This is a genomic window from Streptomyces aurantiacus (assembly GCF_001418335.1).
In the GTDB taxonomy this organism is placed as follows: Bacteria; Actinomycetota; Actinomycetes; order Streptomycetales; family Streptomycetaceae; genus Streptomyces; species Streptomyces aurantiacus.
Genome location: NZ_LIPP01000042.1, coordinates 1 through 17,159 on the forward strand (window position 1 = coordinate 1; position 17,159 = coordinate 17,159).

At 71.4% G+C, this 17,159-nt stretch carries 17 protein-coding genes; 11 read left to right on the forward strand and 6 right to left on the reverse strand.

Translation table 11 applies throughout. The features are described from left to right. From AOK01_RS06915 to AOK01_RS06920, 3 genes are all read right to left on the reverse strand, one after another. Positions 1-2,239 (reverse strand): Tex family protein (locus tag AOK01_RS06915; RefSeq protein WP_055509532.1); only part of this gene is annotated, 2,239 nt, incomplete at its 3' end. A gap of 140 nt (positions 2,240-2,379) precedes the next feature. Continuing rightward, positions 2,380-2,523 carry an LPFR motif small protein gene (locus AOK01_RS46095; protein WP_169800106.1) on the reverse strand — a complete coding sequence of 48 codons (144 nt, stop codon included), beginning with the start codon at positions 2,521-2,523 and terminating at the stop codon, positions 2,380-2,382. A gap of 118 nt (positions 2,524-2,641) precedes the next feature. After that, positions 2,642-3,508: an SCO6745 family protein gene (locus tag AOK01_RS06920; RefSeq protein ID WP_055509534.1), complete on the reverse strand. Its 867-nt coding sequence runs from the start codon at positions 3,506-3,508 to the stop codon at positions 2,642-2,644. A 251-nt stretch (positions 3,509-3,759) separates the two neighbouring features. Here AOK01_RS06920 and AOK01_RS06925 point away from each other — a divergent pair, with 251 nt between their 5' ends. Together AOK01_RS06925 and AOK01_RS06930 are read left to right on the forward strand one after the other, a co-directional pair. Then, positions 3,760-4,788 carry a GlxA family transcriptional regulator gene (locus AOK01_RS06925; RefSeq protein ID WP_079103222.1) on the forward strand — a complete coding sequence of 343 codons (1,029 nt, stop codon included), beginning with the start codon at positions 3,760-3,762 and terminating at the stop codon, positions 4,786-4,788. A 17-nt stretch (positions 4,789-4,805) separates the two neighbouring features. After that, complete coding sequence (locus AOK01_RS06930) at positions 4,806-5,441, forward strand: DJ-1/PfpI family protein (RefSeq protein ID WP_055509536.1); 636 nt, start codon at positions 4,806-4,808, stop codon at positions 5,439-5,441. Between the two features lie 32 nt (positions 5,442-5,473). On the opposite strand, the gene AOK01_RS06935 is transcribed toward AOK01_RS06930, so the two are convergent. Then, on the reverse strand, positions 5,474-6,235 hold the full coding sequence (locus tag AOK01_RS06935) for an enoyl-CoA hydratase/isomerase family protein (protein ID WP_055509538.1): 762 nt from the start codon (positions 6,233-6,235) through the stop codon (positions 5,474-5,476). A 91-nt stretch (positions 6,236-6,326) separates the two neighbouring features. Between AOK01_RS06935 and AOK01_RS06940 the strand changes: the two genes are divergently transcribed. Together AOK01_RS06940 and AOK01_RS06945 are read left to right on the forward strand one after the other, a co-directional pair. Further along, the gene (locus tag AOK01_RS06940) at positions 6,327-7,028 is read left to right on the forward strand and encodes an HdeD family acid-resistance protein (RefSeq protein WP_079103223.1); all 702 of its coding nucleotides are present in this window, start codon (positions 6,327-6,329) and stop codon (positions 7,026-7,028) included. A 129-nt stretch (positions 7,029-7,157) separates the two neighbouring features. Next, positions 7,158-7,667: an ATP-binding protein gene (locus AOK01_RS06945; protein ID WP_055509615.1), complete on the forward strand. Its 510-nt coding sequence runs from the start codon at positions 7,158-7,160 to the stop codon at positions 7,665-7,667. 26 nt (positions 7,668-7,693) lie between these two features. On the opposite strand, the gene idi is transcribed toward AOK01_RS06945, so the two are convergent. Then, a complete protein-coding gene (gene idi, locus AOK01_RS06950) occupies positions 7,694-8,287 on the reverse strand; it encodes an isopentenyl-diphosphate Delta-isomerase (protein WP_055509540.1) in 594 nt (197 codons plus the stop codon). A gap of 326 nt (positions 8,288-8,613) precedes the next feature. After that, complete coding sequence (galE, locus tag AOK01_RS06955; RefSeq protein ID WP_055509542.1) at positions 8,614-9,582, reverse strand: UDP-glucose 4-epimerase GalE; 969 nt, start codon at positions 9,580-9,582, stop codon at positions 8,614-8,616. A gap of 295 nt (positions 9,583-9,877) precedes the next feature. Between galE and AOK01_RS06960 the strand changes: the two genes are divergently transcribed. The 7 genes from AOK01_RS06960 (at position 9,878) to AOK01_RS06990 (ending at position 16,933) form a co-directional block, all read left to right on the forward strand. Beyond that, positions 9,878-11,689 (forward strand): DUF5941 domain-containing protein, encoded by a 1,812-nt coding sequence (locus AOK01_RS06960; protein WP_055509544.1) that lies wholly within the window; start codon positions 9,878-9,880, stop codon positions 11,687-11,689. After that, the gene (locus AOK01_RS06965) at positions 11,686-12,438 is read left to right on the forward strand and encodes a phosphocholine cytidylyltransferase family protein (protein WP_055509546.1); all 753 of its coding nucleotides are present in this window, start codon (positions 11,686-11,688) and stop codon (positions 12,436-12,438) included. The genes AOK01_RS06960 and AOK01_RS06965 overlap by 4 nt, the downstream gene beginning before the upstream one ends. Next, the gene (locus tag AOK01_RS06970) at positions 12,426-13,487 is read left to right on the forward strand and encodes an iron-containing alcohol dehydrogenase family protein (RefSeq protein ID WP_055509548.1); all 1,062 of its coding nucleotides are present in this window, start codon (positions 12,426-12,428) and stop codon (positions 13,485-13,487) included. The genes AOK01_RS06965 and AOK01_RS06970 overlap by 13 nt, the downstream gene beginning before the upstream one ends. A gap of 28 nt (positions 13,488-13,515) precedes the next feature. Beyond that, the gene (locus AOK01_RS06975) at positions 13,516-14,244 is read left to right on the forward strand and encodes a CDP-alcohol phosphatidyltransferase family protein (RefSeq protein ID WP_055509550.1); all 729 of its coding nucleotides are present in this window, start codon (positions 13,516-13,518) and stop codon (positions 14,242-14,244) included. Next, entirely contained in the window at positions 14,241-15,134 is an 894-nt protein-coding gene (locus AOK01_RS06980; protein WP_079103224.1) for a glycosyltransferase family 2 protein, read from the forward strand. Before AOK01_RS06975 ends, AOK01_RS06980 begins: the two co-directional genes overlap by 4 nt. A 97-nt stretch (positions 15,135-15,231) precedes the next feature. Next, positions 15,232-16,161 carry an ABC transporter permease gene (locus AOK01_RS06985; RefSeq protein WP_055509554.1) on the forward strand — a complete coding sequence of 310 codons (930 nt, stop codon included), beginning with the start codon at positions 15,232-15,234 and terminating at the stop codon, positions 16,159-16,161. Continuing rightward, on the forward strand, positions 16,154-16,933 hold the full coding sequence (locus tag AOK01_RS06990; RefSeq protein WP_055509556.1) for an ABC transporter ATP-binding protein: 780 nt from the start codon (positions 16,154-16,156) through the stop codon (positions 16,931-16,933). Before AOK01_RS06985 ends, AOK01_RS06990 begins: the two co-directional genes overlap by 8 nt. Positions 16,934-17,159: the final 226 nt, after the last annotated feature.

A 17,159-nucleotide genomic window follows, 5' to 3' on the forward strand; every position in this document is an offset into this window, starting at 1 on the left:
GCTGAGGGCGCCCTCCGGAGCCGCCCTCAGCCCCCGCAGGCGCCGCCTCGTCGTCCAGCCGCAAGGTCAAAGAAATCCGCTTGCGCGGAATGTCGACCTCCCGCACCTTCACCTTCACGATGTCCCCGGACTTCACCACGTCCCGCGGGTCCTTCACGAACGTCTTGGACATCGCCGAGACATGCACCAGACCGTCCTGGTGCACACCGACGTCCACGAACGCCCCGAACGCCGCCACGTTCGTGACGACTCCTTCGAGGACCATCCCGGGGACCAGGTCGGCGATCTTCTCGACGCCGTCCTTGAAGGTCGCCGTCTTGAAGGCGGGCCGCGGGTCGCGCCCCGGCTTCTCCAGCTCCCGCAGGATGTCCGACACCGTCGGCAGCCCGAACGTCTCGTCCACGAAATCGGTCGGCCGCAGCGAGCGCAGCGCCCCGGTGTTGCCGATCAGCGAGCCGACCTCGCTCCCCGCCGTCTTCACCATCCGACGGACCACGGGGTACGCCTCGGGGTGCACGCTCGACGCGTCCAGCGGGTCCTCACCGCCGCGGATCCGCAGGAAGCCCGCACACTGCTCGTATGCCTTGGGGCCGAGCCTGGCCACCTTCTTCAGGGCGGTGCGGGACGTGAAAGGGCCGTTCGCGTCGCGGTGCGCCACGATGTTCTCGGCGAGCCCGGAGGTGATGCCGGAGACGCGGGAGAGCAGCGGCGTCGACGCCGTGTTCACGTCCACGCCCACGCCGTTCACACAGTCCTCGACGACCGCGTCGAGGGAGCGCGAGAGCTTCACCTCGGACAGGTCGTGCTGGTACTGGCCGACCCCGATCGACTTCGGGTCGATCTTCACCAGCTCGGCGAGCGGGTCCTGGAGGCGGCGCGCGATGGAGACGGCGCCGCGCAGCGACACGTCCATGCCGGGCAGCTCCTGCGACGCGAACGCCGACGCCGAGTACACGGAAGCCCCCGCCTCGGACACCATCACCTTGGTGAGGTTCAGCTCCGGGTGCTTGGCGATGAGTTCAGCGGCGAGCTTGTCCGTCTCGCGGGACGCCGTGCCGTTGCCGATCGCGATCAGCTCGACCGCGTGCTCCTTGGCGAGGCGGGCGAGCTTGGCGACGGCCTCGTCCCACCTGTTCGCCGGGACGTGCGGGTGGATGACGTCCGTGGCGACGGCCTTGCCGGTCGAGTCGACCACGGCCACCTTCACCCCCGTACGGAACCCGGGGTCGAGACCCAGCGTCGAGCGCGTGCCCGCCGGGGCGGCAAGGAGCAGGTCGCGCAGGTTCGTCGCGAAGACGTTGACCGCCTCGTCCTCGGCGGCCGTGCGCAGCCGAAGCCGCAGATCGATGCCGAGGTGGACGAGCAGCCGGGTGCGCCAGGCCCAGCGGACCGTGTCCGCCAGCCACTTGTCGGCGGGACGGCCGCGGTCGGCGATCCCGAAGCGCTGCGCGACGATCGGCTCGTACGAGGACGGGCCGGGCTGTTCGGACGGCTCCTCGGGCTCCAGGACGAGGTCCAGGACCTCCTCCTTCTCGCCGCGCAGCATGGCCAGGACGCGGTGCGAGGGCAGCTCCTTGAAGGGCTCGGCGAAGTCGAAGTAGTCGGCGAACTTGGCGCCCGCCTCCTCCTTGCCCGACTTGACCTTGGCGGCCAGCCGGCCGCGCGTCCACATGCGCTCGCGCAGCTCGCCGATCAGGTCGGCGTCCTCCGAGAACCGCTCGGTGAGGATCGAGCGGGCGCCGTCCAGAGCGGCCTGCGGGTCGGCGACGCCCTTGTCGGCGTCGACGAAGGCCGTGGCCGCGGCGACCGGGTCGACGGACGGGTCCCCGAGGAGCCCCTCGGCGAGCGGCTCCAGGCCCGCCTCACGGGCGATCTGCGCCTTCGTGCGCCGCTTCGGCTTGAACGGCAGGTAGATGTCCTCAAGGCGCGCCTTGGTCTCAGCGCCCCGGATCCGCTCCGCCAGCTCCTCGGTGAGCTTGCCCTGCTCGCGCACCGAGTCGAGGATCGCCGAGCGCCGCTCCTCCAGCTCCCGCAGATAGCGCAGCCGCTCTTCGAGCGTGCGCAGCTGCGCGTCGTCGAGCATCTCGGTCGCTTCCTTGCGGTAGCGGGCGATGAAGGGCACCGTCGACCCGCCGTCGAGCAGGTCGACGGCCGCCTTGACCTGCCGCTCCCGTACGCCGAGCTCCTCGGCGATCCTGCCTTCGATGGACCCTGCGAGGGGTGGCAGCTCTGTGGTCACGATTCCCGTACCGCCTTCTTGACTGAGGTTGCGCCGCAATTGTGGCAGGTGGCACCGACAACGGGGGATCAAGGGCGGCCCGGACATGCGAGGAGCCGGACACGTCATCGGCGTGTCCGGCTCCTCGCAGTGGTCTTCGGTCAGGCCCTGCGCATCCGTCCGCCCCTGCGCGTCGAACTGGAGGCGCCGCCGAACAGCCGGGCCAGGGCCCGGAACGGAAGCGTCACCACCGTGGCGACGGCCCCGCCGATCTGTCGCAACACGTCTGCGATGGCACGGAACACGACTTACCCCTTTCGTCTCCCGATCAGTACGGCCGGGAGACATACGGGTACCTCGGATCCGCGCCCCAAACCCCGGCCCGCCTGCTGGGAGTTGCGCGGACCGGTGCCCGAGCGGGGCTCAGGCCTTGCCGATCATTCCCTCGGGGAACGCGCCGGCGGCCAGTGCCGTCGAGACAAGACCCGTGGCCAGCTCCGTGAGCCGTTCGACACCCGCGGCGCCCAGATGCTCGTACGGAGCCGCGTCGAGGCGGTCCGTCCGGACCTCGATCTCCTTGCGGAGGGCCACACCGTCCTGCGTCAACTCGCCCTCGGCGGTGAGCAGTCCCCGCTCCCGGAGCCGGCCGGCGGCCGCGTCCCAGTCGTCGCGGTGCCAGCCGCGGGTGGACAGCGCCCACTTCGGGGCCATGCCCCTGCCGGTGGCGGTGTGGCTCACCAGCGCCTCCACGGGGTCGAGTGCCGCGTCGAGCAGCACCGCGAGGTGCCCGTCGCCCCGGTGCTCGCGCAGCAGCGTGGCCGCGTGCCAGAGCGCGAGGTGCGGCTCGTCGGGCACCGGCAGGTCCGCGTGGGCGGCGTACAGCGGGCGAGCGGTCCTGGTGCACGCCTCGGTGGCGCGCAGCGCGAGCCGCGCCGCCTCGGCGACCTCCTCGGAGGCGATCACCTCGTCACCGAGCAGCCGTCGCAGCGTCGCGTCCGCAGCGCGCTCACGGGCTGCGAGCGCCACCTCGGGAGAGGCGGTCCGCCACACCATCGGCACATGCCGTGCCACCAGCTCGTGGCGGAAGTTGTAGAACGTCGCCGTCACCGTGCCGGCGCCCACCGGCCCCATGGCGGCGGCACGCACCGCGAAGTAGGCGGCGCTGCGGTCCGTCACCCCGACCCCGGCCAGCTCCCTGCCGAGATCGGGCGAGAAGTACTGGCACGAGTGCAGTGGGTTGAGGACGTTGTGACATCGGCGTCCGGCACGCTCCGGCAGGGCTGTGGTCATGGACCGGCATGTTACCGACTGGTTGGTACGCAGGGAATGGCAGGGCGAATGGCAGGGCGATTGCCGGGGCGAATGGCGGGGCGCACCCGAGGCCTCCGCGCGGCCCTTCGCCCGGCCCTTCGCCCGGTCCCCGCCCGGCCCTCGCGCGGCGATCGGCGCGGCGATCGACCGGCGGCCAGGGCGGGCCCATGGCAGAGAAGGTGGGGTATTCGTCATTGCGGCCATCCTTGTGCGCGCGAAGAATCGGGCCCATGCCGCACCGCACCGTCCTCGTCGTCCTCTTCGACGGCGTCCAGAGCCTCGACGTCACGGGCCCCGTGGAGGTCTTCGCGGGCGTCGACACGCAGGCGGGGGAGCCGGGGGAGACGTACCGCATCCGCACCGCCTCCCTGGACGGCTGGCCGGTACGCACCTCCAGCGGCCTGACCCTGGTCCCGGACCATGCCCTCGCCGAGGCCCCGGCCCCGCACACCCTGCTCGTCCCGGGCGGGCGCGGCGCGCGCGGCCCCGATCCACGGGTGATCGCCTGGCTGCGCGAGCACGGCCCGGACGCCGAGCGCCTGGTCTCCGTCTGCACCGGGGCGATCCTGCTGGCCGAGGCGGGCCTCCTGGACGGGCACCGGGTGACGACCCACTGGGCGTACTGCGACCGGCTCGCCCGGGACCACCCGGCCGTCGAGGTGGACCCGGACCCCATCTACGTACGCGACGGCCGGGTCGCCACCTCGGCCGGGGTCACCGCCGGGATCGACCTCGCCCTGGCGCTCGTCGAGGAGGACGTCGGTCGGGAGACGGCCCTCACGGTGGCCCGCCACCTCGTCGTCTTCCTCAGACGCCCGGGGAACCAGTCCCAGTTCAGCGCCCAGCTGTCCGCGCAGACGGCCCGGCGCGCCCCGCTGAGGGACGTCCAGCAGTGGGTCGTCGAACACCCCGGCGACGACCTGTGCGTCGAGACGCTCGCCGCCCGCGCCCGGCTGTCCCCCCGCCACTTCGCCCGCGCCTTCCAGGCCGAGACGGGCACGACCCCCGGCCGCTATGTCGACTCGGTCCGCCTCGAACACGCCCGCCGTCTCCTGGAGGACACCGCCGACGGCGTCGCGGAGATCGCCCGGGCCAGCGGCTACGGCACCCCGGAGGCCATGCGCCGGGCCTTCGTGAAGGCGCTCGGCGTGGCTCCGGCGGAGTACCGCCGGCGCTTCCGCCCGGCACCGGCAGGCAAGGCAGGCAAGGCAGGCACGAGCTCACGGGTGCCCCACCAGAACCCCGTCAGCACCCCATGAGAAAGCGAAGGCCCCCCATGCAGATCGCCATCGTCGTCTTCGACCGCTTCACGGCCCTGGACGCGGTCGGCCCCTACGAGACCCTCGGCCGCCTCCCCGGCTCCGAGACGGTCTTCGTCGCCGAGCGCCGGGGGCCGGTCCGTACCGACACCGGCAACCTCGCCGTCACAGCCGACCGGACCCTCGCCGAGGTCCCGCACCCGGACATCGTCGTGGTCGCGGGAGGTCCGGGGCAGACGCCGCAGATGGAGAACGAGGTGCTCCTCGACTGGCTGCGCACGGCCGACGCGACCAGCACCTGGACGACGTCCGTGTGCACCGGCTCGCTGCTGCTGGCCGGAGCCGGACTGCTCCGGGGACGCCGCGCGACCTCCCACTGGCTGGCCGTCGGCCATCTGGAGCGCTTCGGCGCCGTACCGACGGCGGAGCGGGTCGTGACCGACGGGAAGTACGTCACGGCCGCCGGAGTCTCGGCCGGCATCGACATGGGCCTCACGCTGCTGGGCAGGATCGCGGGCGACGAGCACGCCCAGGGCGTACAGCTGGCGGTGGAGTACGACCCCCAGCCGCCGTACGACTCGGGCTCCCCGCGGAAGGCACCCGCCCACCTCGTCGAACGGTTCCGCTCACGGAGCCGCTTCGCCCTCTCCTGAAGCGACTCCTGACGCGGCTCCGGAGACGATCCCTAACGCGGCTCCTGGCGCGACGTCGTCCAGGTGAAAGCGGGCCGGCGGCGCTCCAGGAACGCGGCGACCCCCTCCGCGGTGTCGTCGCCGTCCCGCGCCTGCCGCGCCCAGTGCGCGTCCCGGTCGGTGCGGCCGTCGGCGAACTCCTTCGCGGCGGCCTGGGTCAGCTGTGAGCGGGACGCGAGGATCCGGGCGAACTCCGCGACCCGCTCGTCCAGCTCGCCGCCGGACAGCACCTCGTCCACCAGACCGGTGCGCAGCGCCCGCCCCGCGTCGATCAACTCGCCCGAGAACAGCAGGTACTTGGCGGTGGCGGGCCCCACGAGGGACACCAGCCGCCGGGTGGAGGACGCCGCGTAGACGATCCCCAGCTTCGCCGGTGTGATCCCGAACGACGCCTGCTCGTCCGCAAACCGCAGATCGCACGCCGCCGCGAGCTGGCACCCGCCGCCCACGCAGTAGCCGCGTACGGCGGCGAGCGTCGGCTTGGGGAACGCGGCGAGCGAGTCCTCCGCCCCCACGGCGAGGCCCTGCGCCTCCCCGGCCGAATCCCGCAGCGAGGAGATGTCGGCTCCGGCGCAGAAGGTCCCGCCCTCGCCGGTGAGCACGAGCACGCGTACGGCCGGGTCGGCGGCCAGCGCGTCGAGCAGCGGCGGCAGCGCCCGCCACATGGCCGCCGTCATGGCGTTGCGCTTGGCCGGATGGTGGATGACGACGGTGGCGACGCCGTCGGCGACGCTGTGCAGCAGCTGCGGCTCCATGGCCGGATGCTATCCGTGCGCCCCGAACGTACGATCAAGAAGGGGGCGGGTACGCGTGAGGACAGGGGGCAGGCAGGTCCGAGGAGGGCTGATGATCAGGTCCAAGTCCAAGTCCGCACGCGAGTCCACGGCCGGACCCGAGTCCGTACCCCCGTCGAAACGGGCATCCGCGTCCAAATCCAGGGACGGGACCGCCGACCTCAGCCGCAGCTTCGGCTGGCTCGCCGTGCTCGGCGTGATCCTGGTGCTCGCGGGCCTGGTCGGCCTCGTCTACACCGGGCTCGCCACGCTGACCTCGATGGTGCTGTTCGGCTGGCTGCTGTTGATCGGCGGCGTGGTCGGCCTGCTGCACGCGGTGCAGGCCCGCGCCTCCAACTTCTTCTGGCTCGGCGTCGTGGTCGCGGCCCTGAACATCGCGGCGGGCGTCGTGATCATCAGCAAGCCGGAGGCCGCTGCCGAGGCGCTGACCATGTTCGCGGCGCTGCTGTTCCTGACCGGTGGCGTCTTCCGCCTGGTCGGCAGCATGGTGGTGCGCGGCCCCCAGTTCGGCTGGTCCCTCGTGCAGGGCGCCTTCGATCTGCTGCTCGGCATCCTCGTGCTCGCGTCCTGGCCGAGCAGCAGCAAGTACGTCATCGGTACGTTCTTCTCGCTGGCGCTGCTCTTCGACGGGCTGGGCCTGGTGGCGACCGGGTACGGCGGCAGGCGCATCGTCAGTCTCGTCTCCGACCAAACCCGTACAACCCGAAGAGTTCCCGATTCGACACAAGAGGGACAGGACCGGTCGCACGGCTGACGGTGTCATGCGTCGGCGGTCAGAAGCCGTCGATACTCGCTGACTTCTGTTCAGTCATCCGGTCCGCACCAGCGCGTTACCAACACTCGACGTGTGGTGACAATCGAGCGCAAGGGCGGCGACCGGACGATGGACGACCAGGGACGGGGGCCCGGCCACCGTCCCGAAGGCGGCGGGAAGGCGCCCCGCGGAGAGAGACCGCCGGGCCCTCTGCCGTACGAGGGCGTCTGGCGGTTCACCGCTCCCGCCGTCGACGCCTCGGTGCCGCAGGCGCGGCACGCGGTCCGTGACCTGCTGGTCCGCCAGGGCGTACCGGTCTCGGACGATGTGGTGCAGGGGCTGCTGCTGATCGTCTCCGAGCTGGTGACCAATGCCGTCCGGCACGCGGCGGTGCTCTCCCCGATGCTCGCCGTCGAGGTGGCCGTCGGCGCCGAGTGGGTGCGGGTCTCCGTGGAGGACAGCCACCCGTACCGCCCGACGGCCCTGGAGGCCGACCACGGCCGGACCGGCGGCCGCGGCCTCCTCCTCGTACGCGAGATCACACAGGAGGCGGGCGGGGTGTGCGACGTGGAGCACACGGCGGCGGGGGGCAAGGTGATCTGGTCGGCGCTGCCCCTCACCGTCGCACGAGTGGTCTGACGGCCCGCTGTGACGCGGGCCGGCGGTCACCAGCCCGCAGGGGCGCCCGTCAGCTCCCTGATCGCCGGCCGGGCCGCGTCCAGCACCGTCATGAACCACGCCGAGAACGGGTCCGCCGCGTGCCGCTCGGCCAGCTCGGCCGCGCTCACGAAGGCCGTCGAACCGACCTCCTCGGGGTCGGGCCGCAGAGCCGACTGCACCATCCCGACGAAGAGGTGGTTGAACTCCTGCTCCACCAGCCCCGACGCCGGGTCCGGGTGGTTGTAGCGCACCGTGCCCGCCTCGGCGAGCAGCGACGGCGAGACTCCCAGCTCCTCGTACGTCCGGCGCGCGGCCGCCGCGAAGGGGGCCTCGCCGGGGTACGGGTGCCCGCAGCAGGTGTTGGACCAGACACCGGGGGAGTGGTACTTGCCCAGCGCCCGCTGCTGCAGCAGCAGCCGGCCCCGCTCGTCGAAGAGGAAGACGGAGAACGCCCGGTGCAGCTGACCGGGCGGCTGATGAGCTGTGAGTTTCTCCGCCGTGCCGATCGTGACGCCGTCCTCGTCGACCAGTTCGAGCAAGATGGCTTCAGCGGCGCCGTTCGACGAACTGTGCGTCGCGGTGGCAGGAGTGATCGGCATACCCGTCCTTCGCATCGGTCTTCGAGCCCCAAGTCTGCCGTACCGAACCGGCACTCCCGGCACCACGCGGGTCCCGCGCATCCGGTTCCGCCGCGCGGCCGAACCGGACATCACGCCCTGTGCCGACCGGACGCCGAAAGGGGCCGGACACCCCATCGTTCCCGCCGCTACCGGCACGGAACCGTCCAGAACGGGAGCTATCCGTACTTCACCCGCAGCGGTGAACCGGGCCCGGCGCCGGCCGGAAGCCAGTCCGAATCCCACCCGGAAGCCGGGCCGTCCACGTTCGCGTCCCTCACGTCCACGTCCCCGTGTCACGCACTGTGTCACGCGTGGTGCAGCTGCCAGCCCCGCCAGGCCGACTCGACCATCTCGCGCACCCCGCGCCGCGCGGTCCAGCCCAGTTCGCCGGCGGCCAGCGCCGCCGAGGCGACCGCGCGCGGGGCGTCACCCGGGCGGCGCGGCTCGACGCGCACCGGACGGGTGTCGCCGGTGACCTCGCCGATGAGCGTCACGAGTTCGCGCACCGAGACACCCTCGCCGCGGCCGATGTTGACCGTCAGATCGCCCGCGGCGTCCGCGGAGGACAGCCGCCGGGCCGCCGCGAGATGTGCCTCGGCGAGGTCGGCGACATGGATGTAGTCGCGTACGCAGGTGCCGTCCGGCGTCGGATAGTCGTCGCCGAAGATCCGGGGGGCCTCGCCGCGCGTGAGCCGGTCGAAGACCATCGGGACCACGTTGAAGACGCCGGTGTCCGCCAGCTCCGGCGCGGCGGCGCCCGCCACGTTGAAGTAGCGCAGGCACACGGTCCTGATGCCGTGCGCGCGGCCGGCGGCCCGCACCAGCCACTCACCCGCGAGCTTCGTCTCGCCGTAGGGACTCATCGGGGCGCACGGAGTGTCCTCCGTGATGAGTTCCGCGTCCGGGTTGCCGTAGACGGCCGCGGACGACGAGAAGAGGAAACGCTCCACACCCGCCCCGGCGACCGCGTCCAGGAGCGTGGCGAGCCCTCCGACGTTCTCCTGGTAGTAGCGCGCGGGCTGGGCCACGGACTCGCCGACCTGCTTGCGCGCGGCCAGGTGCACCACACCCGTCACCGCGTGCTCGGCGAGGACCCGCTTCAGCAACTCCCCGTCGAGGGACGAACCCTGCACGAGCGGGATCCCCTCGGGCAGCCGCGACGGAACCCCGGCCGAGAGGTCGTCGAGCGCGAGCACGCGCTCCCCGGCCTCGGCCATGGCCCGCGCCACATGCGCCCCGATGTATCCAGCTCCACCTGTGATCAGCCATGTCATGGGCGCCCACCCTATGCCGGGTCCGCAGTCCTTTCGGAGGGCGCGGGAGCTATGCCGTGGATTGCGCCGGAATGGGCCGCGGTTTGTGGGCGGGGGCCCGAATCCACGATGATGATCGTGGCGGGCGCGCCGATCAGATCCTGTTGATCGGACCGTGAACGGCCGGTGAACGGCTGCTTCTCATCATCCGATAGCCTCTGCCGACGTGCCGCCCGGCCGTAGTTGGCCCGGGGCGCACCCCCACCACGCACATGCCCGGCGTCGCGTACGCCGGAACCCAGAGGAGTGAGTTCGTCTGTCGACCGCCATCCTCACCGGTCAGCCGGTCCCCGGGTCGTCGCTCGAAGGCGATCTGCGGTCGCTCGGCTATGACGTGCGGGCCGCCGCCGACGCGGCCGACGCCGAGACGCTCCTCGCGGCCGTCCCCGCGGACCAGCGGGTCGCCGTCGTCGACGCCCGCTTCGTGGGGCACGTCCACGCGCTGCGGCTCGGCCTGACCGACCCCCGCTTCGACGCCGCCGCGATCCCCGGCGCCGTCACCGCCAAGCCCGCGGCGCGTGCGGCGCTCGGCCGGGCGCTGCGCACCGCCTCCACGGACGCGTCGAACGGCTCCGTGGTGGTCGGCATCGTCACCGACCGCGTCGCGGACGCCCTCGACACCGATCTGCACCGCCCCGAACTGGGCGAACTCGTCGCCGAGGTCCCCAGGGACCCACAGGCCCGCAACGAGGCCCGGCAGGCCGTCGCCTCGGTGGACGAGGAAGCGATCCGGCTGCGTACGGCGGTGAAGTCCCGGGACGGCTTCTTCACCACGTACTGCATCAGCCCGTACTCCCGCTACCTCGCCCGCTGGTGCGCCCGCCGCGGCCTGACCCCGAACCAGGTCACCACGGCGTCGCTGCTCACCGCGCTGATCGCGGCCGGCTGCGCGGCGACCGGCACCAGGGCCGGCTTCGTCGCCGCGGGCCTGCTGCTCCTGTGCTCCTTCGTCCTCGACTGCACGGACGGCCAGCTCGCCCGCTACTCCCTGCAGTACTCCACGCTCGGCGCCTGGCTCGACGCGACCTTCGACCGGGCCAAGGAGTACGCCTACTACGCGGGCCTCGCCCTCGGCGCCGCCCGCGGCGGCGACGACGTATGGGCGCTGGCCCTCGGCGCGATGGTCCTGCAGACCTGCCGGCACGTGGTCGACTTCTCCTTCAACGAGGCGCACGTCAACAGCACGCCGGGCCCGGGTGCCACCGCCAACTCCAGCCCCACGGCCGCCTTTTCGGACCGGCTCGACGGCGTCGGCTGGACGGTCTGGCTGCGCCGGATGATCGTCCTGCCCATCGGCGAGCGCTGGGCGATGATCGCAGTACTCACCGCGCTCACGACGCCCCGCATCACCTTCTACGTGCTGCTCGTCGGCTGCGCCTTCGCCGCCTGCTACACCACCGCCGGCCGGGTGCTGCGCTCGCTGACCCGCCGGGCACAGCGGACGGACCAGGCCGCGCGGGCGCTGGCGGACCTCGCGGACAGCGGGCCCCTGGCGGAGTCGCTGGCACGCGTCATACCGAGCCCTCTCCCCGTCCTGGCCCGGCTTCTCGCCCTGGCCGGTGCCGTCGTCGTGGTCCTCGCGGCCTGGATCGACGGACCGGGCTGGTCGACTGTCGTGTGCGCCGTCGCGTACGTCCTGGTGTCGGGTGACGTCGTCGCACGCCCCCTCAAGGGCCCCCTCGACTGGCTGCTCCCCCCGCTCTTCCGCGCCACCGAATACGGCACCGTCCTGATCCTGGCGGCCAAGGCCGATGTGAACGGCGCCCTTCCAGCAGCTTTCGGGCTGGTGGCCGCGGTCGCCTACCATCACTACGACACGGTGTACCGCATCCGCGGGGGCGCAGGCGCGCCGCCGCACTGGCTGGTGCGGGCGATCGGCGGGCACGAAGGCAGGACGCTGCTGGTCGCCGTCCTGGCCGCGCTGCTCACCGCCACAGATTTCAAGGTCGCGCTCACGGTTCTCGCCGTGGCCGTGGCACTGCTGGTGCTCTTCGAGAGCATCCGCTACTGGGTGACCGCCCACAGGCGCGGCGCTCCCGCCGTACACGATGAAGGAGAACCCGCATGATCGGCCTCGTGCTGGCTGCCGGCGCCGGACGGCGTCTGCGTCCCTACACCGACGTCCTGCCCAAGGCCCTGGTGCCGGTGGGGCCCGAGGGCGACGAGGACAGCATCACCGTGCTCGACCTCACCCTCGGCAACTTCGCCGAGATCGGTCTGACCGAGGTCGCGGTCATCGTCGGCTACCGCAAGGAAGCGGTCTACGAGCGCCGCGAGGCGCTGGAGCAGAAGTACGGCGTCAAGATCACCCTGATCGACAACGACAAGGCCGAGGAGTGGAACAACGCCTACTCCCTGTGGTGCGGCCGTGACGCGATCAAGCACTCGGTGATCCTCGCCAACGGCGACACCGTGCACCCGGTCTCCGTCGAGAAGACCCTGCTCGCCGCCCGCGGCGACGGCAAGAAGATCATCCTCGCCCTCGACACGGTGAAGTCCCTCGCCGACGAGGAGATGAAGGTCGTCGTCGGCCCCGAGGGCGACATGACGAAGATCACCAAGCTGATGGACCCGGCCGAGGCGACCGGTGAGTACATCGGCGTCACCCTCATCGAGGGCGACGCGGCCGACGAACTGGCCGACGCGCTGAAGACCGTCTTCGAAGCGGACCCGCAGCAGTTCTACGAGCACGGCTACCAGGAGCTCGTGAACCGCGGCTTCCGTATCGACGTGGCCCCCATCGGCGACGTCAAGTGGGTCGAGATCGACAACCACGACGACCTCGCCAAGGGACGTGAGATCGCGTGCCAGTACTGACGAGGCTCATCCCCTCGCCGGTCGTCGTCGACATCCGTCCGGGCGCCCTGGACGACCTCGCGGCCGTCCTCGCCGACCAGCGCATCTCGCACTCCGGCAAGCTGGCCGTCGCCATCAGCGCCGGCTCGGGCGCCAAGCTGCGCGAACGCCTGGCCCCCGCGATGCCGGGCGCCGACTGGTTCGAGGTCGGCGGCGGCACCCTGGACGAGGCGATCAAGCTCGCCGACGCCATGAAGAAGGGGCGCTACGACGCGGTCGTGGGCCTCGGCGGCGGCAAGATCATCGACTGCGCGAAGTACGCCGCGGCCCGGATCGGCCTCCCGCTGGTCGCCGTCGCCACGAACCTCTCGCACGACGGTCTGTGCTCACCGGTCGCGACCCTCGACAACGACGCGGGCCGCGGCTCGTACGGGGTGCCGAACCCGATCGCCGTCGTCATCGACCTCGACGTGATCCGGGAGGCCCCGGTCCGCTTCGTGCGCTCCGGCATCGGCGACGCCCTGTCCAACATCTCCGCGGTCGCGGACTGGGAGCTGGCCAACCGCGAGAAGGGCGAGAAGATCGACGGTCTCGCCGCCGCGATGGCCCGCCAGGCCGGCGAGGCCGTGCTGCGGCACCCGGGCGGCGTCGGCGACGACGGCTTCCTCCAGGTGCTCGCCGAGGGCTTGGTCCTCACCGGCATCTCCATGTCGGTCGCGGGCGACTCCCGTCCGGCGTCCGGCGCCTGCCACGAGATCAACCACGGCTTCGACCTGCTCTTCCCCAAGCGCGCCGCCAGCCACGGCGAGCAGTGCGGTCTGGGCGCGGCCTTCGCGATGCACCTGCGCGGTGCCCGCGAGGAGTCGGCGTACATGGCCGAGGTCCTGCGCCGCCACGGGCTGCCCGTGCTGCCGGAGGAGATCGGCTTCACCCCGGACGAGTTCGTCCAGGTCGTGGAGTTCGCTCCGAGCACCCGGCCGGGCCGCTACACCATCCTCGAACACCTCGCTCTCTCCACCGACCAGATCAGGGACGCATACGCCGACTATGCAAAAGCCATCGGTAGCTGAGCTTCGCCCGGTCGTCCACCCGCCGGGTGTGAAGGACCGGCGCAGCGGCGAGCACTGGGGGGGCCGGCTCTACATGCGCGAGATCTCGCTGCGCATCGACCGGCACCTGGTGAACACCAAGGTCACGCCCAACCAGCTGACCTATGTGATGACCGTCTTCGGCGTGCTCGCCGCGCCGGCCCTGCTGGTGCCGGGCATCCCGGGCGCCGTGCTCGGTGTGCTCATGGTCCAGCTGTACCTGCTGTTCGACTGCGTCGACGGCGAACTCGCCCGCTGGCGCAAGCAGTACTCGATGACCGGGGTGTACGTCGACCGCGTCGCCGCCTACCTGTGCGACGCCGCCGTCCTGGTCGGCTTCGGTCTGCGCGCCGCCGATCTGTGGGGCACCGGGCGGATCGACTGGCTGTGGGCCTTCCTCGGCACCCTGGCCGCCCTCGGCGCCGTCCTGATCAAGTCCGAGACCGACCTCGTCGGTGTCGCCCGCCACCAGACGGGCAAGGCGCCGGTCCAGGAGTCGGCCTCCGAGCCGCGCTCCTCCGGCATGGCGCTGGCCCGCCGGGCCGCGGGCGCGCTGAAGTTCCACCGGCTCGTCCTCGGCATAGAGGCCTCCCTGCTCATCCTGGTCCTCGCGGTCCTGGACACGGTTCGGGACGACCTGTTCTTCTCGCGGCTCGGCGTCGCGGTCCTGGCCGGCATCGCGGTGCTGCAGACCGTGCTGCACCTGGTGTCCATCCTCGCGTCGAGCAGGCTGAAGTGAGCACGGCCATGAAGGTCGGCGCGGTGATCATCACCATGGGCAACCGCCCCGACGAGCTCCGTGCCCTCCTCGACTCGGTCGCCAAGCAGGACGGCGACCCGGTCGAGGTGGTCGTGGTCGGCAACGGCTCGCCCGTCCCGGACGTCGCGGGGTCCGCACCGGGGCTCCGTACGGTCGAACTGCCGGAGAACCTCGGCATCCCCGGCGGCCGCAACGTCGGCATCGAGGCGTTCGGCCCGGGCGGCACCGACGTGGACGTCCTGCTCTTCCTGGACGACGACGGCCTCCTCGCCCACCACGACACCGCCGAACTCTGCCGGCAGGCCTTCGCGGCCGACCCGGAACTCGGCATCATCAGCTTCCGCATCGCCGACCCCGAGACCGGGATCACCCAGCGCCGCCACGTGCCCCGGCTCCGCGCCTCCGATCCGATGCGCAACTCCCGTGTCACCACCTTCCTCGGCGGCGCCAACGCGGTCCGTACGAAGGTGCTCGCCGAGGTCGGCGGGCTGCCCGACGAGTTCTTCTACGCCCACGAGGAGACCGACCTCGCCTGGCGGGCCCTCGACGCGGGCTGGATGATCGACTACCGCTCGGACATGGTGCTGAACCACCCCACGACCGCGCCCTCGCGGCACGCGGTCTACCACCGGATGGTCGCCCGCAACCGCGTCTGGCTCGCCCGCCGGAACCTGCCCGCGCCGCTGGTCCCCGTGTACCTCGGCGTGTGGATGCTGCTCACGCTCGCCCGTCGCCCGTCGCGCCCGGCCCTGCAGGCCTGGTTCGGCGGTTTCAAGGAGGGCTGGACCAGTCCGTGCGGGCCCCGGCGCCCCATGAAGTGGCGTACGGTATGGCGCCTGACCCGACTGGGCCGGCCACCCGTCATCTGACAAGCTCGATATCTGAGAGCATTCGGGCCGTACCCCGGTCCCTGTCTTTGGCCTACGCCCTACCAGGCCGCGCATCTTGAGGACGAAAGTTTCCCTTGTGAGTGAGACAACGCATGACGGCGGCGTCGCGGTGAGCGCCCCTCCGTCCCCCGATGACGGGCTTACCGCGGCGGACCTCGCCGCCAAGTACGGGCTGGCCGTCAGCGGCGCCCGGCCCGGCCTCGTCGAGTACGTCCACCAGCTCTGGGGACGGCGTCACTTCATCCTCGCCTTCTCGCAGGCGAAGCTCACCGCCCAGTACAGCCAGGCCAAGCTCGGCCAGCTGTGGCAGGTGGCCACACCGCTGCTGAACGCGGCCGTGTACTTCCTGATCTTCGGCCTGATCCTGAAGGCCGACCGCGGCATGTCCCGGGAGGTGTACATCCCGTTCCTGGTGACGGGTGTCTTCACCTTCACCTTCACGCAGAGCTCGGTGATGGCGGGGGTGCGCGCGATCTCCGGCAACCTCGGCCTGGTCCGGGCGCTGCACTTCCCGCGCGCCGCGCTGCCGATCTCGTTCTCGCTGCAGCAGCTCCAGCAGCTGCTCTTCTCGATGATCGTGCTGTTCGTCGTGGCGGTCGGCTTCGGCAGCTATCCCCAGCTGTCCTGGCTGCTGATCGTCCCGGTCCTCGTGCTGCAGTTCCTCTTCAACACCGGCCTCGCGATGATCATGGCCAGGATGGGTTCCAAGACCCCGGACCTGGCCCAGCTCATGCCGTTCGTGATGCGTACGTGGATGTACGCGTCCGGGGTCATGTTCTCGATCCCCGTGATGCTCGAAGAGCACCCGGAGTGGATCGCCGACATCCTGCAGTGGAACCCGGCCGCCATCTACATGGACCTGATGCGCTTCGCGCTCGTCGACGGCTACGGCTCCGAGAACCTGCCGCCGCACGTGTGGGCGGTGGCGGGCGGCTGGGCCGTCCTCGTCGCCGTCGGCGGATTCGTGTACTTCTGGAAGGCTGAGGAGCGTTACGGCCGTGGCTGAGCAGAACACCGGGAGCGCGATCCCGACCGTCATCGCGGACGAACTGCACATCGTCTACCGCGTCAACGGCGCCAGGACCGGCAAGGGCAGCGCCACCTCCGCCCTCAGCCGCATCGTCAGGCGCGGCGAGGAGCGGGGCGTCCGCAAGGTGCACGCCGTCCGCGGCGTCTCCTTCAAGTCCTACCGCGGTGAGGCCATCGGCCTGATCGGCTCCAACGGCTCCGGCAAGTCCACCCTGCTGCGGGCCATCGCCGGACTGCTGCCCGCCGAGAAGGGCCACGTCTACACCGACGGCCAGCCCTCCCTCCTCGGCGTCAACGCGGCCCTGATGAACGACCTCACGGGCGAGCGGAACGTCATTCTCGGCGGCCTGGCCATGGGCATGACCCGGGAGCAGATCAGGGAGCGCTACCAGGACATCGTCGAGTTCTCGGGCATCAACGAGAAGGGCGACTTCATCACCCTGCCCATGCGCACCTACTCCTCCGGCATGGCCGCCCGGCTGCGCTTCTCCATCGCGGCCGCCAAGGACCACGACGTCCTCATGATCGACGAGGCCCTCGCCACCGGCGACCGCAGTTTCCAGAAGCGCTCCGAGGCCCGGATCCGGGAGCTGCGCAAATCGGCCGGCACGGTGTTCCTCGTCAGCCACAACAACAAGTCGATCCGTGACACCTGCGACCGCGTCCTGTGGCTGGAGCGCGGCGAGCTGCGCCTGGACGGCCCGACCGGCGAGGTTCTGAAGGAGTACGAGAAGTTCACGGGCAAGTAGCCCGCATCGCGTGACAGCACTCGGGGCCCCGTCGGAACGGTTCGACGGGGCCCTGCGTCTGCAAAGGAAGAGCCAACTCTCGGCGTCCTTAGGAATCTTGACGCCAATCGGTGTGTTCTTGTGATGTGCGGGACACCCCGACGAGGCGTGCCGGGTTGTACAACGTAAGCTGTACCGGTGCTGATTCGCGGCAAGTGGGGCGATAATGCGCGACGCCCGGAGAGGG